Annotated in this window: 21 protein-coding genes; all 21 read right to left on the minus strand. The window is 35.7% G+C overall.

Annotated features, from left to right (window positions below; translation table 11 throughout):
- Window positions 1-93 precede the first annotated feature (93 nt).
- Window positions 94-3,174 (minus strand): efflux RND transporter permease subunit, encoded by a 3,081-nt coding sequence (locus DFR80_RS05380; protein ID WP_114489403.1) that lies wholly within the window; start codon window positions 3,172-3,174, stop codon window positions 94-96.
- Window positions 3,174-4,682: an efflux RND transporter periplasmic adaptor subunit gene (locus tag DFR80_RS05385; RefSeq protein WP_076544389.1), complete on the minus strand. Its 1,509-nt coding sequence runs from the start codon at window positions 4,680-4,682 to the stop codon at window positions 3,174-3,176. Before DFR80_RS05385 ends, DFR80_RS05380 begins: the two co-directional genes overlap by 1 nt.
- A complete protein-coding gene (locus DFR80_RS05390) occupies window positions 4,683-6,032 on the minus strand; it encodes a TolC family protein (RefSeq protein WP_114489404.1) in 1,350 nt (449 codons plus the stop codon).
- Window positions 6,019-6,609, minus strand: coding sequence for a TetR/AcrR family transcriptional regulator (locus DFR80_RS05395; RefSeq protein WP_114489405.1), 591 nt, complete (start codon window positions 6,607-6,609; stop codon window positions 6,019-6,021). Before DFR80_RS05395 ends, DFR80_RS05390 begins: the two co-directional genes overlap by 14 nt.
- A gap of 408 nt (window positions 6,610-7,017) precedes the next feature.
- Window positions 7,018-8,304 (minus strand): phosphopyruvate hydratase, encoded by a 1,287-nt coding sequence (gene eno, locus DFR80_RS05400; RefSeq protein ID WP_114489406.1) that lies wholly within the window; start codon window positions 8,302-8,304, stop codon window positions 7,018-7,020.
- A gap of 104 nt (window positions 8,305-8,408) precedes the next feature.
- Window positions 8,409-9,950, minus strand: coding sequence for a 2,3-bisphosphoglycerate-independent phosphoglycerate mutase (gpmI, locus tag DFR80_RS05405; RefSeq protein WP_114489407.1), 1,542 nt, complete (start codon window positions 9,948-9,950; stop codon window positions 8,409-8,411).
- Between the two features lie 28 nt (window positions 9,951-9,978).
- Window positions 9,979-10,743 carry a triose-phosphate isomerase gene (gene tpiA / locus DFR80_RS05410; protein ID WP_114489408.1) on the minus strand — a complete coding sequence of 255 codons (765 nt, stop codon included), beginning with the start codon at window positions 10,741-10,743 and terminating at the stop codon, window positions 9,979-9,981.
- A 106-nt stretch (window positions 10,744-10,849) separates the two neighbouring features.
- On the minus strand, window positions 10,850-12,034 hold the full coding sequence (pgk, locus tag DFR80_RS05415; RefSeq protein ID WP_076544395.1) for a phosphoglycerate kinase: 1,185 nt from the start codon (window positions 12,032-12,034) through the stop codon (window positions 10,850-10,852).
- 155 nt (window positions 12,035-12,189) lie between these two features.
- Window positions 12,190-13,185: a type I glyceraldehyde-3-phosphate dehydrogenase gene (gap, locus tag DFR80_RS05420; protein ID WP_114489421.1), complete on the minus strand. Its 996-nt coding sequence runs from the start codon at window positions 13,183-13,185 to the stop codon at window positions 12,190-12,192.
- 91 nt (window positions 13,186-13,276) lie between these two features.
- On the minus strand, window positions 13,277-14,326 hold the full coding sequence (locus DFR80_RS05425) for a sugar-binding transcriptional regulator (protein WP_114489409.1): 1,050 nt from the start codon (window positions 14,324-14,326) through the stop codon (window positions 13,277-13,279).
- Window positions 14,327-14,470: 144 nt separating this feature from the next.
- Window positions 14,471-15,394, minus strand: a complete 924-nt coding sequence (gene whiA, locus DFR80_RS05430; protein WP_114489410.1) for a DNA-binding protein WhiA — start codon at window positions 15,392-15,394, stop codon at window positions 14,471-14,473.
- A 53-nt stretch (window positions 15,395-15,447) separates the two neighbouring features.
- Entirely contained in the window at window positions 15,448-16,728 is a 1,281-nt protein-coding gene (gene yvcK, locus DFR80_RS05435; RefSeq protein ID WP_076544399.1) for a gluconeogenesis factor YvcK family protein, read from the minus strand.
- 12 nt (window positions 16,729-16,740) lie between these two features.
- On the minus strand, window positions 16,741-17,589 hold the full coding sequence (gene rapZ / locus DFR80_RS05440) for an RNase adapter RapZ (protein WP_076544400.1): 849 nt from the start codon (window positions 17,587-17,589) through the stop codon (window positions 16,741-16,743).
- A 40-nt stretch (window positions 17,590-17,629) separates the two neighbouring features.
- The gene (locus tag DFR80_RS05445; RefSeq protein ID WP_114489411.1) at window positions 17,630-18,601 is read right to left on the minus strand and encodes a squalene/phytoene synthase family protein; all 972 of its coding nucleotides are present in this window, start codon (window positions 18,599-18,601) and stop codon (window positions 17,630-17,632) included.
- A 25-nt stretch (window positions 18,602-18,626) separates the two neighbouring features.
- Window positions 18,627-19,565 carry a glucodextranase DOMON-like domain-containing protein gene (locus DFR80_RS05450; RefSeq protein ID WP_114489412.1) on the minus strand — a complete coding sequence of 313 codons (939 nt, stop codon included), beginning with the start codon at window positions 19,563-19,565 and terminating at the stop codon, window positions 18,627-18,629.
- Between the two features lie 26 nt (window positions 19,566-19,591).
- Window positions 19,592-20,509: an HPr(Ser) kinase/phosphatase gene (gene hprK, locus DFR80_RS05455; RefSeq protein WP_076544403.1), complete on the minus strand. Its 918-nt coding sequence runs from the start codon at window positions 20,507-20,509 to the stop codon at window positions 19,592-19,594.
- Window positions 20,502-21,476 carry an ROK family protein gene (locus DFR80_RS05460; RefSeq protein WP_076544404.1) on the minus strand — a complete coding sequence of 325 codons (975 nt, stop codon included), beginning with the start codon at window positions 21,474-21,476 and terminating at the stop codon, window positions 20,502-20,504. The genes hprK and DFR80_RS05460 overlap by 8 nt, the downstream gene beginning before the upstream one ends.
- 39 nt (window positions 21,477-21,515) lie before the next feature.
- Entirely contained in the window at window positions 21,516-22,178 is a 663-nt protein-coding gene (locus DFR80_RS05465; protein WP_076544405.1) for a hypothetical protein, read from the minus strand.
- Between the two features lie 93 nt (window positions 22,179-22,271).
- Complete coding sequence (locus tag DFR80_RS05470; RefSeq protein WP_076544480.1) at window positions 22,272-23,090, minus strand: Cof-type HAD-IIB family hydrolase; 819 nt, start codon at window positions 23,088-23,090, stop codon at window positions 22,272-22,274.
- 82 nt (window positions 23,091-23,172) lie between these two features.
- On the minus strand, window positions 23,173-24,402 hold the full coding sequence (gene glyA / locus DFR80_RS05475; protein WP_076544406.1) for a serine hydroxymethyltransferase: 1,230 nt from the start codon (window positions 24,400-24,402) through the stop codon (window positions 23,173-23,175).
- 174 nt (window positions 24,403-24,576) lie between these two features.
- Window positions 24,577-24,747 (minus strand): DUF362 domain-containing protein, encoded by a 171-nt coding sequence (locus tag DFR80_RS05480; RefSeq protein WP_076544407.1) that lies wholly within the window; start codon window positions 24,745-24,747, stop codon window positions 24,577-24,579.
- Between the last annotated feature and the right edge of the window lie 155 nt (window positions 24,748-24,902).

Genomic DNA, 24,902 nt, shown 5'->3' on the forward strand with positions numbered 1-24,902 from the left:
AGCTCTGAGAAAAAATTAAGAAGACATCTTTTGAATAATCAAACTTTATTATCCAATTATTTTAAGATGTCTCCTTAATTGATTATCTATCTATTAAATTTTTCCTTCCAATTCTGAACGATCAACACCCTTAATTTTTGCAAGTATAATCTCTCTAAATGATGTTAATAGAGAATAGAAAATTGGTATTATAAATAAAGTTAAGAAAGTGGCAAATGTTAAACCACTGATAACTACAACAGCAATTGGCTGAGCCAGTTCTCCCCCATCACCACGACCAAGGGCAAGTGGAATCAGACCCAGAATTGTTGTCAGAGCTGTCATCATAATTGGTCTTAGTCTTACTGAAGCAGCTTCAAGAATCGCTGCATTCTTTTCCTGTTTTTCTCGTCTCAAATGATTTATATAATCGACCATTACAATCGCATTATTTACAACAATACCGGCAAGAGTTATTAATCCAATTAAAGATGCTACAGATAAAGTACTATTTGTTATAAAGATACCCAGTATTACACCAATTACAGCAAGAGGTACAGTAAACATGATAATAAATGGATGGATTAACGATTCAAATTGTGAAGCCATTACCATGTAAACCAGAACTACAGCCAGAATAAAAGCAAAAGCTAAACTTCTAAATGAACTCTGCAAATCCTGGAACTGTCCTTCATAACTGAATTCGTAACCATCTGGCAGTTCAATATTTTCAGCCAGTCTGTTTTGAATTCTCTCAACTGCTGTTCCCAGGTCAATATTGTACAAATCAGAATTTATTTCTGCATACCTTTCCTGGTCTATACGCAGTATTTGATTCGGTCCTGTTTCCACCTCTAAATCAGCAAATCTCTTTAATGGCACCTGAACTCCACCCGGAGCTATAATATTTAGATTAGAAAGCTGGGAAACAGTATTTAAATCACTTTCCTGTAATTGAACCCTGATATCATATTCATCTCCAGCTACTTCGTAACGGGTAGTTACACTACCACTAACAGCTGTTCTGACAGTATTAGCAACCTGCCTGGCATTTAAACCAAACTGACTGGCCAGAGATCTATTGAGCTGTATCCTTAATTCGGGTCTTCCCTCTTCAAAACTATCACTTACATCTCTCAATCCATCGATATTTTCCATTTCCAGTCTTGCTTTAGTAGTATATTCTTTCAGAACTTCAAAATCATTACCCTTTAATTTTATATTAATTGGTTTGCCTCCACCCGGGCCACCAAAACCGGACTGAGTAGAAAGCTGAAAGTTTACATCAGGTAAAGATAGACGCTGTCTTACTTCTTCCATTATTTGATCAGTACTTCTAGTTCTCTGATCAAGTTCTTTCATTAAAACAATTATAGTTCCCGAATCACTGCTGGTAGAAGTTCCCATCATATCAGCAGAACCAACTCGACTGAAAACAGTTTTTACTTCCGGAATGGAAGCAAGTACATCTTCTATATATTGAGCTACATTATCACTTTCAGCCAGAACAGTACTGGCCGGAAGATCATAATTAATTGTAAACATTCCCTGGTCAGAAGCCGGTAAGAACTCAGTTCCAATGCTAGGCACTAAAGCAATACTTCCCGCCAGTAAAATAACCAGAATCAAAACAATTATCCAGCGGTGATTTAAGGAAAATCCAAGCATTCTTTTATAATTTCGAGTAATAAAGCCCTGTTTACTCTCTCTATCTAAATCTTTCTGACTTACCTTCAAAAAGGTTGAAGAAAGCATGGGAATTAAAGTTAAAGCTACAGCCAGAGAAGCAAATAAAGAAAAACTAACTGTTAAAGCCAGTTCTTTAAATAATCTGGCAGCAAGACCCTGCACAAAAAACACCGGCAGAAATACAACTATTGTAGTCAGAGTTGAGGCTGTAATTGCCATTCCCACTTCTGAACTACCTTCTTTAGCAGCCTCTATCTTACCGACTCCCATACTTCGATAACGATAAATATTTTCCAGCACCACAATAGCATTATCCACCAGCATTCCAACACCTAATGCCAGGCCACCAAGAGAAATAATATTAATATTTAAATCAGCAAAATACATTAATACAAAGGTAGCTATAATAGAAACCGGAATTGCTGTCGCAATAACAATTGTACTTCTAATATTTCTCAAGAAGATAAATAAAATTAATACTGCTAAAAGTCCACCGACCAGAGCATTTCTCTGCACACTTTCAATAGCTTTTTGAATAAAATCTGACTGATCCATAGCAGTTATAATATTTAAATCATCATACTCATTTTTTATTTTCTCAATTTCATCTTTAACTGCATTAGCAGTCTGAACAGTATTGGCATCAGTCTGCTTTTGAATGGAAAGACCAATACTGGAATCACCATTAACCCTGGAAATTGTATTTCTATCTGCATAAGTATCACGTACTGTACCTAAATCAGACAGCTTTACTGTTGAACCATTTCCAGTTGGGATATTAATATTTCTAATATCATCCAGAGAATCAAATTTACCCATGGTTCTAATTAAGAGATTACGATCACCGCGCTGAATTTCACCAGCAGAAACATTAACATTCTCCTGAGCTAAAATACCGTTGACAGTAGAAAAATCAATACCATAATTATACAGTTTATCTCCTGCCAGAGAAATCATAATCTCTCTGGTTAAACCTCCTTCCAGATTAACCTGGGCAACTCCCGGTAATCTTTCCAGACGTGGAGCTATATTGTCTTCTACTTCGCTTTTTAAATCTGCCAGGTTCTGTTCGCCAGTAATTCCATAACTTAAAATCGGAAACATTGCCGGGTCAAATTTAAAGATAAGCGTGTCATCAGCCTCATCAGGCAAAAAACTACTAATTAAGTCAATCTGCTGTCTTAAATCTAAAACAGCAAAATCCATATCTGTTCCCCATTCAAATTCAACTACTATAGTCGACTGTCCGGTATCTGAAGTCGAAGAAACAGATTTAACTCCAGTTACTGTAGAAACCGAACTTTCAATAGGTTTAGTTATCAGGTTTTCAATTTCTTCGGGACCAACACCGGAATAAGTTGTTACTATTGCTGCACCAGGAAAAGTGACATCAGGATAAAGATCGACTTTTAATCGGCTAAAAGAAATTATTCCGATTAATACGACCAGTAAAACTAACATTGCCGTTGTAATCCGCCTGGAGATGGAAAAATTTGAGATTTTCATTAGTTAATCACCTCAACTTCTTCTCCATCACTTAGTCTATTCTGACCTTTAAGGATTATTTGATCATTTTCTTCTACACCGGAGACTAGTTCAACTAAATTATCTGACACGATTCCAATCTTAACTGCTTTTTTTACAGCTTTATTGTCTTCAACAATATAAACATGAGGTTCTGTTGAATCAAAACCAACTATTGTTGAAATTGGAACAACCAGTGTATTTTCGGCAGACTGCACACTAAAAACTGCATCTGCAAACATTCCTGGCTTTATTTGATGAGCTGAATTATCAACCAGCATTTTTACCGGGAAATTTTTACTTGCCGGATCTGCTTCGGGACTAATTGTATCAATTTTTGCAGTTAGCTCTTCATTTTTAATTGCTTCAGGAATAATTCTAACCTGATCTCCCTCCTGTAATCTGCTCATTGTAGCTGCTGTAACTGAAACTTCCAGATAAAGCTGATCAATATCAATAACAGTAACTATCGGCTGTCCTGGAGAAATAATTTCTCCAGCTTCTGTTCTAACTGCTGAGACTACTCCCTTAATTGGGCTTTTAACTATAGAATTTTCCAGGCTGAGCTTAGCCTGCTCCAGACCTGCTTCTGCCTGTTTTACCTGGGCCAGGCTCGCATTTAACTGCTCTTGAGTAGCTCCCTTTTTAACCTGTTCCAAATTTGCTTCAGCAACTGCCAGACCTGCCTGGGCAGACTTAACCTGACTGCGAGCATTTTCCAGCTGCTGTTTTAACTGAGTCGGATTATTAAAAGTCTGTTCTGTTAATTTATAACTCTGTTGGGCAGTATTATATCCAATTTTAGCCTGTTCTAAACCTATCTGAGCAGTGTTTAATGAAGATTTAGCATTTTTATACTGACTTTCAGCACCTTCAAACTGCTTTTCAGTTATGACTTTTTCTTCATATAAATACTGCATTCTCTCATATTCTCGTTCAGCCTGTTCAAAATTAATTTCTGCCTGATTATATCTTTCGCGAGCACTTGCTAACTGCTGTTCTGCATTTGCCAGCTGACTCTCGGCAGATGTAAGCTGCTGCTTTAAACTAATTTTGTCTTCATATATTTCTTTCATTAATTCTAAATTCGACTTGGCCCCCTCCAGAGAAGCCTGAGCCTGATCATAAGAAGCCTGGGCTCTATTAATTTCTTCCTGGCTGGCTCCATTTTTAAGCTGCTGATAATTTGCTCTAGCAGCATCTAAAGCAGCCTCTGCCTGTTTGATTTGAATATTTAGTTTATCCTGGTTTAACTGTAATAATTTTTGATCCTGACTAACATCATCTCCCACACTTACTGTAATTTGATCTACAATCCCACCTATTTCAGCAGGTATATTTACTTTTTTGAAAGCAGAAAAATTACCTGTAATTGTATCTCTAACTGAAATCCCGGTTCTCTCAGGAGTAGTAACTTCTACCGGAGATTGTGCCATAACATTAAAGGAGAGGAAAATTAATAATAAAAGTATTATAATTGTTTTTCTCATTTATATCACATCCTTAAATAGTTCTTTAATTCTACCAGTATTATAAAATAATTTATATAGATTTTTTTCATAATCATATTCAGCCTGCAGCAAAGCAATCTGGGCCTGTTTATAAGAAGTCTGGGCATTTATAACATCTATATTGGTGTTAATTCCAGCCTGATAGCTCTTATTTGTCAGTTCTAAGTTTTCTTCTGCGTTTTCTAAAGATAATTTCTCCAACTTAATCATTTCTTCTGAATGCTGCAGTGACAGCAGAGTATCTTCAATTTCAATTCTGATAGATTCTTTTAGATCTTTTGTTGAATTTTCAAGATTATTTACTTCTATTTTCTTTTTTTCTTCATTTAAATTAGCTTTACCACCATCATATAAAGAAATTGAACCTGCAATCGTTAGATTCCAGCTGCCATCACTAAATTCTAATTCTGATCCCTGCCAGCTATATGAACCATTTAAAGAAATCTGAGGTCGATAAGGATTACCTTCCAGATCTTTCTGCTTCTCCAGCATTTTTTGATTTACGGATAGTGACTTTAATTCAGCTCTATTTTCTAAGGCAAGGTTGATTAATTTATCCAATTCAGTTGCCGGCTCCGGATTTTTTTGTGGTGTGGAAACCTGATACATAACACTGCTGTCACCAAGCAGCTGGGCCAGCCTCTTTTTAGCAATCTGCAGCTGATTTTCAGCAGCAATTAAATCTTCTTCTGCTTTGCGCTGCTCAATTTGAGTCTGCAGCAAATCCTGTCTCAAACTCATTCCTGCTTCATTATTAACTTTTACAATTCTTAAATGTTCATTTACTACTTCCAGGGCATTTTCTCTAATCTCAACCATACCCTGAGCCTGTAGGACACCATAGTAGGCCTGAACAAGATTGAAAATACTCTGATCCAGCTGTTTTTGATATTCAATTTTGCTCATCTCAAGCCCCAGTTCAGAGATATCCTGGCCAATCCTTACTCGTCCACCCAGATAAAGCGGCTGTGATAGTGATAAGGAAGTGCTGAAGTTTGTATCGGGTGTTTCTGTCATTGGAAGACCATTTGCTGCATTATAAGTTGGGCTAAATAGTCTTTGAAAATCAATAGTCTGCTGACCTGATTCCATCTTGGTATAGGAGGTCTGCAGATTGGCTGTTGGATAATAGCCTCTTCCGCTCAGCTCAACATCTTTTTGGGCCTTTTCTATATTCTGACGGCTGTTAATCAGCTGTCTGTTGTTTTCCATTAAAATCTTTACTGCTTGTGTCAGAGTGATTTCTGTTTCTTCAGCTGCAGCCACGTTAAATGAAGCAGTTAATAGACAGAATAATAAAATCAAAATGATATACTTAGTTTTCTTCATTTTTAACCTCCCTGGAGATTCCCTGCATAATAAAATTATAAATAAATTCCACATCTTTTTCTCTACTTTCAAAATTGTAAAATAATTCCTGAGGATGAGAATTGAAAATTAATACCATAATCATCACTGCGGTGTTGTGAGAATCGTTAGTTTGCATACTTCCTTCTTTAATCCCCTGTTCAATTACAAGTTTAATAGCATTTAAGGCTGATTTATGTCTTTCAATCATTTTTTTCTGAAATTCACTGCTGATCAACTGAATATTATTTTTCAAAATATTTGCCATTTTAATATTATCCGCCAGCATACTAATACTAAAATCAACTATTTGGAATAACTTTTCCTCTGCATTTGAATCACTATTCTGGATTTCCTGATACTTTTCATGAAAATATTCTAAACCAACTAAAACTAATTCTCTAAATAAATCTTCCTTGCTGTCAAAATGCCAGTAAAGAGTTCCTTTACTCAGACCTGCTTCTTTGGCTATCATGGACATTGAGGTAGCATGATAATTATTTATTGAAAATAAGTTAAGTGCCGCTTTTAGTATTTCATCTCTTGTGTCTTTAGCCATATTATCCCCCTCTCGACTAATCGGTCAGTATAGAGTATATTATATTGAATCTGAGTAATAAAATCAAGTAAATAAGACTACAAAAATTAAAAAAATTAGTCTGCAGCTGATTTATTCTTTTTTTTTAATAATATAATATTATATAGCCCATTCCACCTATCAAAAGTTAGGTTTTAAGAATTCATAGCTTGAGATTTCAAAATAATATATTATTAAATAGTGCACTAGTTAACTGGTACACTGTTAGTATAATCTTATTTTTAAATTTTGTCAAGTGATTTTTTTAATAAACTTTGTTTTAGCTGCTTTTTTACTTTTATTTTTTTCTTTATAAATAAAAAAAGACCAAGTAGAGAATAAACCCTACTCGGCCCTTTATATTACTTACACTATTTAATTTAATAAATTTTACTTCAGATTAAAGAATGCTTCTTTACCTGCATACTGAGCTGCATCGCCCAGGCTTTCTTCAATTCTTAGCAGCTGGTTATACTTAGCAACTCTTTCTGAACGGGCAGGAGCACCAGTTTTAATCTGGCCAGTATTCATTGCAACTACAAGGTCAGCAATTGTTACATCTTCTGTTTCACCAGAGCGGTGAGATACAACAGAAGTAAATCCTGCTCTTGTAGCCATCTTAATAGTATCTAAAGTCTCAGTTAAGGAACCAATCTGATTAACCTTAATCAAGATTGAGTTAGCACTATCTTCTTCAATACCTCTCTCTAATCTTTCTACATTAGTTACAAAGAGATCATCTCCAACAATCTGCAGACGATCACCTAAATGCTCTGTTAACTGAGCCCAACCGTCCCAGTCATCTTCGTCAAGACCATCTTCCAGTGAGATAATTGGATATTTATCAATTAATTCAGCATAGAAATCTACCATTTCTTCGGAAGTTTTTTCTACACCTTCTCCAGCAAGTACATACTTACCATCTTTATAAATTTCAGATGCTGCTGCATCAATAGCAAGGTAGAAGTCTTCTCCTGCTTCATAACCGGCAGCTTCAATAGCCTCTACAATCACCTGGAGAGCTTCTTCGTTGGAACCTAAGTCAGGTGCAAATCCACCTTCATCACCAACACCGGTACCTAAACCTTTTTCCTGCAGTACCTTTTTCAGATTATGATAAACTTCTGCTCCCATCTGTAGAGCTTCGCGGAAGCTTACTGCACCAACAGGCATGATCATAAACTCCTGCAGGTCCACATTGTTGTCAGCATGTTCTCCACCATTTAAAATGTTCATCATTGGCACAGGTAGAGTTTTAGCATTCATTCCCCCAATATAGTTATAAAGGAAAGTACCTGTAGCTTCTGCTGCTGCTTTAGCAACTGCCATTGATACACCTAAAATAGCATTAGCGCCTAATTTACCTTTGTTGTCAGTACCATCTAATTCGCGCATTAAGTTATCAATATCAATCTGCTCTCTTACATCATAACCGATTAGCTCAGGTGCAATTACTTCATTTACGTTTTCAATAGCATCTAAAACACCTTTACCCAGGTAACGGTCGCCACCATCTCTTAATTCCACAGCTTCGTATTCACCAGTTGAAGCTCCGGATGGAACAGCAGCTCTACCCATTACACCATCTTCTAGTACTACTTCTACCTCTACAGTTGGGTTACCACGTGAATCTAAAATCTCGCGAGCATAAACATCTACAATTGTTGTGTTTAACATTATTAATTGACCTCCTTATAATTTTACAGCGAAACTAATTTAGATTTATTTTTGCAGAGACAGTTAAGACTGCCTCTACTTATTAATTAATTTAAGCTTGACTATTAATTATCAATAATCAGTGATTCACCAGTCATTAATTCTGGTTTTTCAATTCCTAAAATTTCTAACATTGTTGGAGCAAGATCAGCCAATTTCCCTGATGCAATACCTTTATTTTCTGGTCCACCTATATAATAAAGTGGAACTATATTAGCAGTATGAGCAGTAAATGGAGACCCATCTTCTTCTTTCATCTTCTCTCCATTACCATGGTCAGCTGTCAGTAAGGCCTGACCTCCCTTTTCTAAAATAGCAGGAACCAGTTTAGAAAGACATTCGTCCACTGTTTCTACAGCTTTAATAGCTGCATCCATATAACCTGTATGTCCTACCATATCAATATTAGCATAATTTAAGATAATCACATCATATTCATCAGCTTCAATTTTTTCTAAGAGCTTATCTGTTACTTCATAAGCACTCATTTCTGGCTGCATTTCATAGGTTGCAACCTGTGGTGAAGGAATTAAAATTCTGTCTTCACCTTCATTCGGCTCTTCAACTCCTCCATTAAAGAAAAATGTTACATGGGCATATTTTTCAGTTTCAGCAATTCTGAGCTGTTTTAAGCCTTCCCGGCTTAATACTTCTCCCAGTCCATCTTTAATTTCTACAGGTTCAAAAGCAACCGGCAGATCAAATTCTTCATCATATTCTGTCATGGTAACATAATATAAGTCTTTGGGATGTTCAGGAGCACGCTCAAAACCTTCAAAACCATCAATTGTTAAAGCCTGAGTTATCTGACGCGCTCTATCAGCTCTAAAGTTAAAGAAAATTACAGAATCATGATCCTTCATTTCACCTACAGGCTCACCGTTTTCAGTAATTACTGTTGGCACAACAAATTCATCTTCCACATCCTCTTTATAAGAAGCTTCTACAGCCTCAATGGCATCTTCTGCCTTATTTCCTTCTCCCAGCACTAACATATCATAGGCCTTTTTAGTTCTATCCCAGCGGTTGTCACGGTCCATTGTGTAGTAACGACCACTGACAGTTGCAATTTTACCGATTCCTACTTCGTCCAGTTCTGCCTGCAGTTGTTCTAAATAGCCTGTACCGCTGGCAGGAGGAGTATCTCTCCCATCAAGAATCGGATGAATATATACTTTCTCTAAACCGGCCCGATCAGCCATCTCAATCAGTCCAAAAAGATGTTTAATATGGCTGTGCACACCACCATCAGATAGAAGTCCAATTAAATGCAGTGCTCCATCATTTTCCTTTGCATGTTCTACTGCTTTTTTTAGAACTTCGTTCTCTAACAGATGTTTTTCTTCTACAGCTTTATTAATTCTTGTAAAATCCTGATAAACTATGCGGCCAGCACCAATATTTAAGTGTCCAACCTCAGAATTACCCATCTGACCTTCTGGTAAGCCAACAGCCTCTCCAGATGGTTTTAAGATTGAATGGGGATAATCTTGATTTAATTTATCTAAGAAAGGAGTATCTGCCTGATAAACAGCATTTCCTTCCGCATTTTCGTTTATTCCCAGCCCATCTGCAATAATCAGGGCCAGTGGTTTGGGTCTTGCCATAAATAATCCTCCTTATAATATATCTTATTTACTTATAGATTTCGGCAGTTTTTAAAATAATTTCAGAAAAAGAATCTGCTGCCAGGCTGGCTCCACCAACTAAAGCACCATCAATTTCTTCCTGAGCCATAATTTCTTCTACATTATGTGGTTTAACACTTCCACCATACTGAATTCTAATCTTATCAGCAGCTTCAGGATATTCTTTTCTAATGTTTTTTCTAATAATTCCAATTACACGATTAGCTTCTTCAGCAGAAGCAGTTTCTCCTGTACCAATAGCCCAGATTGGTTCATAGGCAATTACCACATCTTCTACCTCATCTTCACTTAGACCAGCAAGTGCAGAATCAACCTGAAAGTTAACTTTGGCTTCTATTTGATCTGCCTTTCTTTCTTCTAAAGTTTCTCCAACACAGACAATTGGCTTCACACCATGTTCAAGTGCAGAAAGAACCTTCTTATTTACCTCATAATCACTTTCACCAAATATTTCTCTGCGCTCGGAATGACCAACAATTGTATACTCGATACCACTATCAGCAAGCATCTTCGCAGATATTTCGCCAGTATAAGCACCTGAGTCTTTCCAGTAAATATTTTCGGCACCTGTTACAATATCACTGCCCTGAGCAGCTTCCTTAACAGTTGTTAAACAGAGAGCGGTTGGGCAAATACCCATTTCTACATTTTCTACACCTTTAACTTTATCTTTTAAAGCGGTTATCATTGCTTCAGCTTCTTCAACATTTTTATTCATTTTCCAGTTTCCACAAATAAATGGTTTACGCATTAATATTCCTCCTCAAACTCTGCCCAAATGCAAAGTTTTTGTTTAGAATTTTTTTGAATAATTAATCGTTATTCTTAGTTTATTCTACTAAATGAACTTAATAAAATTACTCAACATCGTCCAGTGCAGCAACACCAGGAAGTTCTTTACCTTCAAAGAACATCAGAGAAGCTCCACCACCGGTAGAAATATGACTCATCTTATCAGCCACTCCAGCCTGATTGATTGCTGCGGCAGAATCTCCTCCACCAATTACTGAATGAGCATCTGATTCAGCCAGAGCTTTTGCTAATTCCACTGTACCGTGAGCAAATTTCTCCATCTCAAATACTCCTAAAGGTCCATTCCAGATTACTGTTTTGGCATTTTTTATAATTTTCTTGTAGTTTTCTAAACTCTGAGGGCCACCACAGTCCAGAATCTGCCAGCCAGCAGGAACTTCTTTTACAGATACTGTTTTTGTGTTAGCATCATTGGAAAAATCATCAGCAATTACTACATCAATTGGAAGCACAATTTCTACTCCCTTTTCTTCAGCTTCAGTCATTAATTCTTTAGCCAGATCAACTTTGTCAGCCTCAACTAAAGAATCTCCAACTTCATAACCTTTTGCCATCAGAAATGTATTGGCGATTCCCCCAGCAACAATTAATTGATCAACTTTATTGATCAGATTCTTAATCACATCAATTTTATCAGAAACTTTAGCGCCACCCATTATGGCAACAAAAGGACTTTCCGGATTTTCCATTACCTCACCCAGAGCATTTAATTCTCTCTGCATTAAGAAACCAGCAGCAGATGGTAAGTATTCTGTTACCCCAACTGTAGTGGCATGAGCTCTATGGGCAGCACCAAAAGCATCATTGACATAAAGGTCAGCAAGTGATGCTAATTCTTTCGCGAATTCTGGATCATTTTTCTTTTCACCTGCATGGAAACGGCTGTTTTCTAAGACTAAAACTTCACCGTTTTTAAGACTGTCAGCTGCCTTTTTAACTTCGTCACCAATACAGTCATCAGCTTTTTTAACTTCTTTGTTTAATAAATTAGCCAGTTCTTTAGCAACTGGATCCATTCTTAACTCATCTTTTGGCTCTCCACCCGGGCGACCCAAATGAGAGATAAGTAATACTTTTGCTTCTTCTTTAATTAAATACTCAATTGTTGGCAGAGCTGCTTTAATTCTGGTTGTATCACCAACAACTCCATCTTTAAGAGGAACATTAAAATCTACTCTAACTAAAACTTTCTTTCCTTTAAAATCCATATCTTTAAGTGTTTTTTTCATTTTTAATACCTCCATATTAATTAGCAGTTACTAATTTTTTGACAGCTATCTTAAAAGGCTTAATATCTATCTCTAAAAATAAGGCAAAAAAATTTATTGAGAAAATTTCAGGGCAGGCAACTATGCCCCACCCTGAAATGATTTTTATATTTAAATTACAGCTTTAATGATAAATCTACAACTCTATTTGTATAACTTAATTCGTTGTCATACCAGGAAATAACTTTAACCATATTGCCATTAACTACCATAGTTGACTGAGCATCAATTTTAGAAGATTCGAACTGTCCCATAATATCTCTGGAAACTAATTCATCTTCAGTATAGCCTAAAATACCTTTCATTTCACCTTCTGCTTTTTCTTTAAACATTGCATTTACTTCTTCAGCAGTTACATCTTTCTCTAAAGTAAATACTCCATCAACACAGGAGCCATCAGGTACTGGAACACGAATAGCCATACCGTCAATTTTACCATCTAACTCAGGCAGTACTTTTGTTGTTGCAATAGCAGCACCTGTAGTTGTAGGAATAATGTTTTCAGCAGCTGCTCTACCTCTTCTTGTTTTTCCAGCTGGCATATCTAGGATAGCCTGACTGGTTGTATAACCATGAACAGTTGTGATTAATCCTTTTTCGATTCCAAACTCATCGTTAAGAGCCTTAGCTAAAGGAGCTAAACAATTAGTTGTACAGGAAGCATTGGAAACAATTAAGTCATCATCGCTGAGATCGTCATCATTAACACCAAGTACAATAGTATTATCAATCTCATCTTTAGCAGGTACAGTTAAAAGAACTTTTTTCGCACCAGCTTCAATATGCTGCATTAACTGAGCTTTTTTGCGGAATACACCAGTAGATTCAATTACTACATCAATGTCATTTTCGCCCCATGGTAGTTCTTTAGGATCTTTAATAGCAGTAACTTTAATTGTTTTACCATTAACTACTAAGTTTCCAGCTTCAACCTCTACTGTACCATCAAAACGACCATGTACAGAGTCATATTTAAGTAAATAAGCTAAATTTTCAACATCAACTAAATCGTTAATTGCAACGATTTCAATGTCTTCTCCTCTTTTTTCAACTAATCTTAAGTAACCTCTACCAATACGTCCAAATCCATTAATTGCTACTTTTTTCATTATTTTATTCCTCCTTATAATATGTTGAACATTTACATAAATTAATTTACTAAACAAAGACTTAAAAAATTTGAAAGTTTATAACCTGCTGATTCTAATCTGCCAGCCTGTCTTCGGCCTCACCCCCCTTAAGAGAGATAATTTTTCGGGCTGTAATTTCATCAGTAATTAAAATATCCTGGTATTTAGGAGAAACTGCAGAAATAATAGCTTCTGCCTTATTTTCTCCACCTGCAACAACAATCACTTTATTTATTGCCTGCAGATCATCAAGATTCAAACCAACACTGGTAGTGGAATAGATAATCTCACCCCGGGAGTTAAAATAAAATCCAAAAGCCTCTCCCACGGCACCGGCATTAAGGAGATCATTGATTTCTTTTTCGTCCATCCCCCGTCGGCCTGCCATATCTTTAGCTGTTCCTACTCCGTGAATCAAAATATTGGCTCTTTTTAAAATTTCCAGAGTTTTTTTAATTGTTGGTTCTTTTGTTATATGATAAATATTTTCTTCAGCCATATTGTCCGGAATATGCAGGAGATGATAGCTGCCGCCTAGCTTTTTGGCAATTTTAGCAGCAATCGTATTAGCCTGTATTTCAACATCCTCACCCAGTCCACCTCGGCCGGGAACTACTGTCACATCCCTGGATTCAGCGCTGTAGGTCATCTCTGCTGCAACCTGGGCCAGGGTTGTCCCACCCGTCACAGCAAGAATGTCTCCATTTTTAATTTCCTGCTGTAAAAGCTGTGAGGCCATTCTACCAATCTCGGCCTTTAAATCTCCGGCCGGAACTGCGCCATTAACCAGCTTAACTTTTTTTAATCCCAGAATATTTTCCAGTCTATTTTCTAAATAACTGATATCTCGTAACTCTTTGATGTACTCATCTAATTCTATCAGAAATTCTTCTCCAATTCTAGTAATTTGAGTACCTGCCGGGGTAATAGTTATAAAGGCATTTTTTTCAAAAAACTCCAGATCATTACGAATTGTTCTTTCACTCAATCCTAATATCTTTGCTAGAGCTCGTCTTCCAATAGGCTGATTGTAATATATACCACGTAAAATATTATATCTTTGCTGGGCTGTCTTAACAATTTCCGGTACAATTTTCTGCTGAATTTTAAACAGTTTATTCATGTTTAACCTCCGAGCTGGAACGTTTTTGTCCAAATGGAACATAATTGTCCCGATACAGCCAAAAACAAAGCTGATTTTTAAATCAGCAGCAAGTTTGATTTATTTTTAACTTCCAAATGTATTATATCATCTCCTGAGATAATTTCAAGTTAAATTTTGGGCAATTTTTTTAATTCTTCGCAAACGATGATTAACTCCCGATTTACTGAGATCTAAAATTTCACCCAGCTCTTTTAAAGAGGCATAAGGATTTTCTCTTCTAACCTCAGCCATTTCCTGCAGACCGGGGCTCAATGACTCCAACCCTTCTTTGCGCTCTATAATATCTATATACTCCAGCTGATCCATAGCTGCAGAAACAGATTTCTCTAAATTTGCAGTTTCAAAATTCACCCGCCGATTAACATCATTTTTTAACTCTTTAACAATATGATCATTTTCCATTTTAAGCATTGCCTGATGAGCTCCAATAATATTTAAAATCTTAACTACTTCAGCATAGCTCTTAAAATAAATTACATGATAACCCTTGTGTTGAGTCTGATGAGCTTCTAATTCAAATTTAGCCAGTAAAATTTTCAAATCTTCAGCTACACTTTCACGCTCACAGCGAAATTCAAGGTGATATTCGCTCTGAGGTTTATTAACTGATCCCCCACCTAAAAATAAACCGCGTAAATAAGCCTGAGATAATTGGCGAGAATTCAAATATTCATCTTTAATGTGAAAAACTAAACTATTATCCGGGGTTAGAAATCCCAGTTCCAGTAGAAATTCTCTCACACCTGGCTGTGGTGTAACAATAATATCGTAACTATGGCTTAAATTAAATCTTTTATCCTGTCTGACTCTGATCTCGATACTGAAACCAAACCGCTCCTTAATCAGGGAATAAATTCTGCGGGCTAAATTACCATGATAAAGAGTAATCTTAACAGCCAGATGTTTATTTGAGATTTGAATCGACCCATCTATCCTGATTAGAGCCGCCAGTTCGGCCAGCTGCTCAGAGTAATCATATTTATCTTTATGTGTTAATTCTTCCTTAACCTGATCAGTAAAAGACATTTTTATCACCTTTTAAATCTTAATTAATGAAATTAGTTTGTAATCTCCTGTTGTTAATTATATTTCTTATTTAAATCATAAATAAGTTCTGCCAGTGCATCCGGATCATGGCGCAGATAGCTGTCTTTTTTTAAGAGATCAGCTTCAATAACCTTTACTCCCAGTTTCTCTAACTGCTGATGATCTATCTTAACTGGGTAAGCACCTTCTGCTTCATATTTCTTTCTCAGTTTAGCTGTACCCTGACGATTGTTGACAACAATATAGTCAAAAACTCCACTACCACAGTGATCAATGATTGCTCGAGCATGATCAGCTGCTGTATAACCATCGGTTTCTCCAGGCTGAGTCATCACATTACAGATATATAGTTTTAAGGCACTACTATTTTTAATTTCTTCTGTAATTCCTTTCACCAGCAAATTGGGCAAAATACTGGTATAAAGACTACCCGGGCCAATCACTATTACATCTGCTTTTTGGATTGACTCTTTTACTTCTGGAGTAGTACTTGCATTTTCAGGATACAAAAAAACTTTATTGATTTCTTTATCATAGACTGGAATAGCAGATTCGCCCATTCTTTCTTCCTGATCGTGATAAACTGCCCCCAATTTAATATCTTCGTTAGTAGCAGGTAGAACTTTACCCCTAATAGCCAGAACTTTGCTGGAAGCTCTAACTGCTTCCTCAAAATCTCCTAAAACCTCAGTCATAGCAGCAATATATAAATTACCAAAGCTGTGACCTTCAAGCCCACCTTCAGATTCAAAGCGGTGTTGAAATAATTTCTCCATTAAAGGTTCTCTATCAGCCAGTGCAACCAGGCAGTTACGAATATCTCCAGGTGGTAAAATACCCATTTCATCTCTTAAACGACCTGAACTACCACCATCATCAGCCACTGTGACGACTGCTGTCAGATTGTCACTATTTTTTTTCAGGCCCCGCAGGAGATTTGATAAACCGGTACCACCACCAAAAGCAACAATTTCTGGTCCCTTATTTGACCTTCTTTTTTCATATAATAAATCAAGAATTTCTCCATTAGGAGTTATATGGGTATTAAATTCTGATTTGATTTTTAGCAGAGAATAATAAGTCAAACTAATCCCACTTAAAATCATAAACAAAGCAGTCAATTTAAGCACAAAACCGGCCTGATGACCAAATATATTGTTGAGCATTAAAAGCAGCTGATTTGTAACATAGACACTTATGTCAAAACCAAATAAAGGAGTTATTCCAATACTAATTAAAATAAATGCAAATATAATAACTAAAAACCACCGCTTAACACCCAGACCGGGAAAAAACCATTTTGGCAGGTTCATAATTACACTTCCTTATTTTTCGATATCCCGATGTTCAATATTTATATTAAAATCTTTATCCTTTAAAAATTCCGCTAACTTATTAACTGTAGTAACTGAGCGGTGCTTGCCACCAGTACAGCCAATTGCAATCGAAAGATGACTCTTTCCCTCTTTTTTATATTCAGGTAGTAAAAAATCAATTAAATCAAAAAATTTACTGTAAAACTTATCTGTTAATGGCCATTTTAAAACATAATTCTGAACTTCCTGATCATTACCCGTTTGCTCTCTTAAAGACTCAACATAATAAGGGTTGGGCAAAAATCTTACATCCATTACTAAATCTGCATCGCGTGGTATTCCATATTTAAAACCAAAAGATATTAAACTTAAATGTAGTAAATTTTTATCTTCTTCTCCCAAAAATAATTGATTTAATTCCTCCTGTAATTCTGAACTCTTCAATTCCCCGGTATCAATAATCTTTGTTGCTCTACCCCGGAGTTCTTCTAACATTTTTCTTTCTCTTTCAATAGCATCCAGAATTCTTCCCTCTTCATCCAGAGGATGACGTCTTCTACTCTCTTTATATCTTCTAATTAAAACATCATCAGAAGCCTCCAGAAAAAGAATATTATAATTTAAATTCATATCCTCTATCTTAGCCAGTTCTTCGAATAATTCGGTAAAAAATTCTCGCCCTCTAATATCACTAACCAGAGCAATCTTATCCAGATCAGACTGCAGACATAATTCCGCAAATTTGGAAATTAAAGCTGGCGGAAGGTTATCCACACAGAAATATCCCCTATCCTCAAAATAATTTAAGGCAAGAGACTTTCCCGCTCCAGACATACCAGTAATCAGTAAAAAATCCATTACATTTTTTCTCCTTTCTCAGCAAAATAAATCAAAGCAGCTAATCCTTTATCCGAGCTGCATGCTTAAAAAAATATTTTTCAGGAGACCGCATAATATTTAAAAAAGTCAATTTAGAAGTTTTAACAGGTTTATCTCCATAAAATACTTCCGGATTATTATTCAGCTTATCTAGAGTTGCAAGCCCAAGGGCATTATTAACTGCAAAAAACTTTTTATAGCCTTTAAGCTCCTCCGGCAGTGCCTGATAATATTTTTTTAAAGCCGGAATATGGTTTTTTAAATCTAAAAGCATCTGCTCCAGAGCCTGCATAGCCTGCTCCCTACATTCTGGATCTGCCAGTTCTGCCTCACTAATCCCCAAATCTTTGAGCGGCCAAAAATGCTTATCTCTACTTTCTAAATCTTCTCTAATATCTCTAATCAAATTTACTTTCTGCAGAAAAAGCCCCGCCTGATTAAAATTATCCATTAGAAGCTTCTGGTTCTGTTGATCAATCTCAAATTTATAAATTATAGTTTCAGTCAAAAAACCACCAACTGTACCTGCAACATAATAACAGTATTCATCTAATTCGGCAAAGGTTTCGACTTCTTTTTTTAAGTATTTTTGCATTCCCTGATTCATTTCCTGCAGCCATTTGTGAGAAACCTGCTGAATTTTAGGTTCTAAACTCTGATAACCCTGATAGACTAAATCAATATTTCTGGTTAATTCCTGCAGTGATGAATCCTCAATTAAGCTGCTGTTTTTTTTAATAATTTCAAAATCAGAACTGCGGTCATAAACTACCGGCGAAAAAATTCTGCTGACTCGATCCATCAGATCCTTCTGTAATTTAAGATCGGGAGGATAAATTTCATCTTCAAAATTATCAAGTATCCTATCCTGCAGATAGGCCAGAAGAACCTCATCTTTTATTTGATCATCAAGCATAGGGATTGTTAAAGCAAAACTTCGAGATACCTTTTTTAAGATTTTCCTGGCATAATTCATTGGCTCGGCTGTCATTATTTCACCTCTTAAAAATTTAAATTTAATTATGATATTTAAACCTATAAATTACAAAAATTAATAAAAATATGTAAAACAAAAGAATGGAAACAGAAATTTTATTGATCGGTTTTAAATAATCTATTATTGTCGGCTCAACAGCAGCAATATCAGTATCAATCTCAAGATATGGTATTGCTGGTAATTCACCCTTTAATATCTCTTTTTGACTACTCCCCCCGGGAACCAGTATATCAAGAACTCTGGGTGCTTTAGTCAGAGGTATCTCATTTCCAGAATAAATCTGCCAGTAACTTTTGCTTTTTGATAGTGAACGAAAATGATCATAACCAAATGGATCAAAACTTCCTACCATAACAACTATCTTGCTGTTATCCAGTGATTTTATTTCGCTTTTTGGCAGTATCAAAAAAATATCATTATCTTTCTTATTTAAACTAAAATTATTATTTACTCCTGGCTCATTAAGAGATAACTCGTTTATATTTAAAAGATTTTCTTTCTGACTGTCCGGATTAAAAGCTCTTATCCACCAGCCGCTAATTTTAATAAATTTATTCCAGTTAAAATCAGGATCAAAACTAACACCAGCCCCACTGTGAAAAAGTTGATTACTGCCAGTAGAATTATTATCTATGTATATTTCTAATAATGGTAAAGAAAAACCGTATTTTGCCCCCCAGGGATCAGTTAAATTAGAAAAAGAAAAGCGAATTTTATATTCGCTTTTAGATTCAAAAATAGTCATCGACTGAAGATCAAAAAGATTACCTTTGTTTTGAAATATATGATTCTGAGGATAAAGATAATTTCCCGGCCCATAGTCATCGCCAGCGGCATCGAGATGATTAAATATTACATTATAATTTTCTGCGTTAACTGCTGCAGTAAAAATAAAAAGACAGATAATGAATAATATGATTAGTTTTTTTCTCTTATCTTTGATTTTTTTTAAAACCATTTTTACACCTCTGCCAGAAGCATTCTTTATCTTTTCATTATATTCTCTGTAAAATCAACTGCAGCATTATAGCCCATTGATTTCATTCTATAATTCATAGCTGCAACCTCTAAAACTAGAGCCAGATTTCTCCCTGGTTTGACTGGAATCACTATTTCATCAATTTCAAGATCCATAATTTCTGTTTTACGACTGTCAATACCAAGTCTTTCATATTCCTCTCCCTCTTCCCATTTTTCTAATTTAATGGTTAAATTAATTGGAGAGTCATGTTTTACTGCTCCAGCCCCAAACAGAGTTTTTACATTTATAATACCAATACCTCTCATTTCAAGAAAGTAGCGCGAATTACTGGGAGCAGTACCACTAAGTCGCAGCTCACCAATTTTTTTAATTTCAATAATATCATCAGCAACCAGACGATGTCCTCTTTTAACCAGTTCGATAGCAGTCTCACTTTTACCAATTCCGCTCTGGCCTCTAATTAAAACACCAATACCATAAATATCTACTAAGACACCATGAATAACCTTAACAGGCGCCAATTTTTCTTCCAGATAGTTTAAAAGCATACTGCTAAATCTGGTTGTCGAAATTTCTGTGGAAAGAACTGGAATACCATTTTGATTTGCTTTTTCCAGTAAATAATCGGGAATATGCTCTCCTCTGGCAACTATAATACAGACTGGATTATAGTCTACATATTCTTCAATTCTTTTTTTTAATATTTTTTCATCAAGCCCCCGCAAAAAAGACAATTCGGTTCTTCCTATCAAATTAACCCGCTCGGGGACAAAGTGCTTCCAGAAACCTGCAAGCTCAATTCCTGGTCTCTTAATATCACTTACTTTAACCTCTCTTTTAATGCCAGAGCGTCCGGCTTTAATTTCAAGATCAAAACGATTAAAAATATCAAGAACTAATACTTTATCTTCATCAATCATTTTTTACTAACCTATCTTCCATTGCTACAGCTATAGCTCCCATCAAACCAATATCAGATCCAAGTTCAGCTTCCTTAACTGTAACCATCTCCAGAGAACCCGCCAGAGCAATATCCTCCATAGTCTTTATTGCTTCATCTAAAAATAAATCGGAAGCCTTCATAACTCCACCACCGAGAATTATCATCTCTGTATTAAAAGTATTTACAACATTACCGAGTCCAATTCCAAGATGATAACCTGCATTTTTAAAGATATCTCTAGCCACCTGATCTCCCTGATAAGCAGCCTGGGCACAGATTACTGCATCAATATCTTCAACTATATTATCTGCCAGTTCCAGCATTTCTTTGCTCTCACCAGCTGCCGCTGCTTCTTTAGCTCTCTTACCGATCGATGTACCAGAAGAAAAAGCTTCCAGACAACCGTGGTTTCCACAGCCACAGAGTGGACCATTAGGATCAATAACTGTATGTCCAATTTCACAGGCATTATCATTAACCCCTGTAAATAACTCTTTATTAATAATAGCTCCCCCACCTATACCGGTAGAGATAGTTATGTAGACCATATTTTCAACATTTCTCCCTGCTCCAAACCATTTTTCACCCAGAGCAGCAGCATTAGCATCATTCTGCAGTAGGGTTTTAATCCCCAGCGCCGACTCCATTCTTTCAACCAGAGGCACATTTTTCCAGGGGAGGTTTGCATTTTCAATTATAATCCCTTTTTTCGAATCAAGCGGGCCCGGACTGCCAATACCCAGAGTTATAATCTGATCTTTGCTAACATCTGACTCTTCTAATACATCCTCTATAGTTGCTATCATATTTTCTATTATTTTATCTTCACCTAAATCAGCTTCTGTATCTCTGCGTGATCTAGTAATTATCTTTCCTTCACTATCAGCAAGACCTGTTAAAATTTTTGTTCCACCAAGATCAAGACCCAAATAATATTCTTTCATTAATTATTCCCCTCTCAATTTATAGCTTAAATTTATATTTTAATATTTTGCCAGCATTTCTTTTGTTCCCTGAAGAATCAGAATACCAATAATCCCAATAAATCCAGCTGGCAGACCAATACCTGTAACAAATAAAATTACACTAATTAAGAAAATTGCCAGAAACCAGAGCAGTGAAAATATAATGTTATCCAGACTGAGAATTACTGCATTTTTAAAAATGTCCTTTAATGGTCTCTCACCCTGAATAATTAAAAGTCCCCATAAATAAGCCTGATAAATTGAAAAATAGATCAATAAATAGGCAAATAAAAAAGCAAAAGCCAAAAGCCATATATTTTCCTGTCCTTTTAACAAAAAGAAGCGTAGATCAACCACAAAAATTATATATAAAATAACCGAGATTAAAAAAACTAAAAATCCACGCCAAAAATTATTTTTAAAATATGAAAAAAGTGCTTTAAGAGCAATACTTCCCTCTTCTAAAATCTGACTGGTCCCATAAAGTGAAGTCAAAAATACTGGTCCCAAAAAAACTAAGGGTAACAAAAGTATTAAATACCAGCCACTGGTCAGCCCAATAAAAACAGCAAATAAAAGTACTGAACTTATTACAAACCAGGCCACACTAAGCAATACCAGTTTAAATAAGTCTTCATAAAAATCTTTAAATGTTGATTTTAAAATCGAAAAAATTTCCAAATAAATCCCTCCAAATTGCAACCAATATTAAAGTTAATCACTATCTTAAATTATAACATAAATAGTTGGAAAATGCATAATCTAAGGAGCAGCCTAATTATTTAAATCAAGATCAAGTTTAAAATGTTGTTTTAAATAGCGAGCTATTCCCAGCTCATCGTGATCTGGTGCAGTATCATCAGCATGTTCCTGCAATTCGGGATGTGCATTCTGCATAGCCACACCTTTACCTACCCATTCGATCATTTTAAGATCATTTAAACCATCTCCAAAAGCCATAATTTCTTCCTGTTTAATATTGAAATCTGCTGCCAGTTTCTTAACCGGAACTGCTTTAGACATATCTTTTTTTGTTATTTCAATAAAAGAGGGATAGGACGAAGAAAGTTCAATCTCTTCAGCAAAATTTTCATTTAAAAAATGATTAATCTCAACCTGCTTATCTTCATCCTCTTCGATTATTAACATTTTGGTAGGTTCAGCCTCAAGAAAATCATCCAGACGACCAACAGCATTGGCTTTAATTCCAGAAATCTCTTCGTAACGATCTGTAAATTTATTTTCCTCTGCCACATAGAGCTTATCATCAATATATAGCTGCAGATGATAATTGTTTTCGACAACCATTTTTGTGATTTTTTTAGCAATTTCGAAAGGTATTGGGGCGTGGAAAATCTCTTTCTGGGTTGAAGGATCAACCACCAGCGCACCATTATATGTAATTATAGGATCTACAATCTCCAGTTTATCAGTATGTGGTTTAGCAGAACAATACATTCTACCGGTTGCAACCAGAGTTCTAATCCCCTTATTTCTAATCATTTTAACTGCCTCAATTGTTTTATTATGCAGCTGATGATCAATATCCAGTAAAGTTCCATCCAGATCAAATACTATCATTTTAATATCCATAATATCACCTTTTCTTATATTCTTATATTCTAAAAAAATGACCGGGTTTCCCCGGCCCATTAATTATTAGCTTATATATAATCTACTCCATAAACTGAGCAGAAAAAGCATGAACCTCTTTTTTCATTTCTTTTAATTTGTCTTCATTTTCAAGATTTTTTAAAGCATCAAAGATAAATTCTGCGATTTTTTTCATATCTTTTTCTTTCATACCCCTAGTTGTAACTGCCGGGGTTCCAATTCTAATTCCACTGGTAACAAAAGGACTTTTGGTCTCAAATGGAATTGTGTTTTTATTTACTGTAATTCCAACTTTATCTAAGGCTTCTTCTGCTTCTTTACCCGTGATTTCCATATTATTTAAATCAACCAGCATCATATGATTATCTGTGCCGCCAGAAACCAGTCTCATTCCATAACCCTTTAATTCTTCTGCCAGTGTATGTGCATTATCTATAATTTGCTGCTGATATTCCATAAAATCATCTGTCAGTGCTTCTTTAAAAGAAACTGCTTTAGCAGCAATAATATGCATCAGCGGACCTCCCTGCAGTCCAGGGAAAATTGCTTTATCAATATCTTTTGCATATTTTTCCTTGCAGAGAATCATACCACCCCTGGTTCCTCTTAAAGTTTTATGAGTAGTGGTTGTAACAAAGTCTGCAGTTTCTACTGGGTTGGGATGTAATCCAGCTGCTATTAAACCGGCAATATGGGCCATATCCACCATAAATAATGCGCCAACCGAATCGGCAATTTCTTTAAATGTTTTAAAGTTAATGACTCTGGGATAGGCACTGGCACCGGCTACAATTAAATCAGGTTGATGTTTTTCAGCAAGAGCTCTTACCTGATCATAATCAATAATTTCTTTTTCTCTGGTTACACCATAGTGAATAAAATCATAATACTTACCTGACATATTAACAGGACTACCGTGGGTTAAATGGCCACCGTGAGTAAGATCCATTGCCAGTATTGTGCCACCTTTTGGAACCTGAGAAAAATAAACTGCCTGATTTGCCTGTGAACCAGAATGAGGCTGTACATTAGCATGTTCAGCACCAAATAATTCTTTTGCTCTTTTTATCGCCAGTTCTTCTGCCTTATCAATTACCTCACAGCCACCATAATATCTTTTATGAGGATAACCTTCTGCATATTTGTTTGTTAAAACAGAACCAGCTGCCTCCATCACAGCAGAACTAACAAAATTCTCTGAAGCAATTAATTCAATATTTTGAGCCTGTCTCTTCTCTTCTTCTGAAATAATTTCTGCTATTTCCGGATCAATTTTCTTTAATTCCCGCATCCAAAGCTCATCTCCTTAATTTAATAGTTATAATCTACCTTTATGTATATTTCTCTAAAAGAGAATTAAATCCTGCTTAATTTCTAGCTTCTTTTTTAAATAAAATTAAAATTTTGATTTTTTAAAATGAAAAAGACCGGAGAATACCCCCGGTTTTTTCAAAAATTTATAAACTTATGCCTGGCTGATAACATCTACTGGACAAACAGATACACAGGCTGCACAGTCGATGCATTCGTCAGCATCAATTTCATATTTTGTATCACCTTCACTGATACATTCTACAGGGCATTCTGGTGCACAGGCACCACACATAATACAACCATCTGCAATTACATGAGCCATTTAAACATTCACCTCCTGCTATTCAACTTTATTAAAATTATTTGTAAAAAGTTCACAAAACTATTATACCCAGCCAGTTGCTAAATGTCAACTACTTTACACTTCTGAAAATTCTTTTATCAATAATTTTTCTTGATTAAATACTATGAGGCTAA

It is taken from the genome of Halanaerobium sp. ST460_2HS_T2 (genome assembly GCF_003337665.1).
In the GTDB taxonomy this organism is placed as follows: domain Bacteria; phylum Bacillota; class Halanaerobiia; order Halanaerobiales; family Halanaerobiaceae; genus Halanaerobium; species Halanaerobium kushneri.

Excerpts from the sequence above, each read along its gene's own strand:
- DFR80_RS05385 (WP_076544389.1), bottom strand. The coding sequence starts at position 4,682 with ATGAGAAAAACAATTATAATACTTTTATTATTAATTTTCCTCTCCTTT.
- glyA (WP_076544406.1), bottom strand. The coding sequence starts at position 24,402 with ATGCGGGAATTAAAGAAAATTGATCCGGAAATAGCAGAAATTATTTCA.
- pgk (WP_076544395.1), bottom strand. The coding sequence starts at position 12,034 with ATGAAAAAAACACTTAAAGATATGGATTTTAAAGGAAAGAAAGTTTTA.
- whiA (WP_114489410.1), bottom strand. The coding sequence starts at position 15,394 with ATGTCTTTTACTGATCAGGTTAAGGAAGAATTAACACATAAAGATAAA.
- rapZ (WP_076544400.1), bottom strand. The coding sequence starts at position 17,589 with ATGGATTTTTTACTGATTACTGGTATGTCTGGAGCGGGAAAGTCTCTT.
- gpmI (WP_114489407.1), bottom strand. The coding sequence starts at position 9,950 with ATGGCAAGACCCAAACCACTGGCCCTGATTATTGCAGATGGGCTGGGA.
- DFR80_RS05395 (WP_114489405.1), bottom strand. The coding sequence starts at position 6,609 with ATGGCTAAAGACACAAGAGATGAAATACTAAAAGCGGCACTTAACTTA.
- DFR80_RS05470 (WP_076544480.1), bottom strand. The coding sequence starts at position 23,090 with ATGGATATTAAAATGATAGTATTTGATCTGGATGGAACTTTACTGGAT.
- eno (WP_114489406.1), bottom strand. The coding sequence starts at position 8,304 with ATGTTAAACACAACAATTGTAGATGTTTATGCTCGCGAGATTTTAGAT.
- DFR80_RS05425 (WP_114489409.1), bottom strand. The coding sequence starts at position 14,326 with ATGAATAAACTGTTTAAAATTCAGCAGAAAATTGTACCGGAAATTGTT.
- DFR80_RS05380 (WP_114489403.1), bottom strand. The coding sequence starts at position 3,174 with ATGAAAATCTCAAATTTTTCCATCTCCAGGCGGATTACAACGGCAATG.
- DFR80_RS05445 (WP_114489411.1), bottom strand. The coding sequence starts at position 18,601 with ATGACAGCCGAGCCAATGAATTATGCCAGGAAAATCTTAAAAAAGGTA.
- DFR80_RS05460 (WP_076544404.1), bottom strand. The coding sequence starts at position 21,476 with ATGAAAGAATATTATTTGGGTCTTGATCTTGGTGGAACAAAAATTTTA.
- yvcK (WP_076544399.1), bottom strand. The coding sequence starts at position 16,728 with ATGAACCTGCCAAAATGGTTTTTTCCCGGTCTGGGTGTTAAGCGGTGG.
- tpiA (WP_114489408.1), bottom strand. The coding sequence starts at position 10,743 with ATGCGTAAACCATTTATTTGTGGAAACTGGAAAATGAATAAAAATGTT.
- DFR80_RS05480 (WP_076544407.1), bottom strand. The coding sequence starts at position 24,747 with ATGGCTCATGTAATTGCAGATGGTTGTATTATGTGTGGTGCCTGTGCA.
- DFR80_RS05390 (WP_114489404.1), bottom strand. The coding sequence starts at position 6,032 with ATGAAGAAAACTAAGTATATCATTTTGATTTTATTATTCTGTCTATTA.
- DFR80_RS05450 (WP_114489412.1), bottom strand. The coding sequence starts at position 19,565 with ATGGTTTTAAAAAAAATCAAAGATAAGAGAAAAAAACTAATCATATTA.
- hprK (WP_076544403.1), bottom strand. The coding sequence starts at position 20,509 with ATGATTGATGAAGATAAAGTATTAGTTCTTGATATTTTTAATCGTTTT.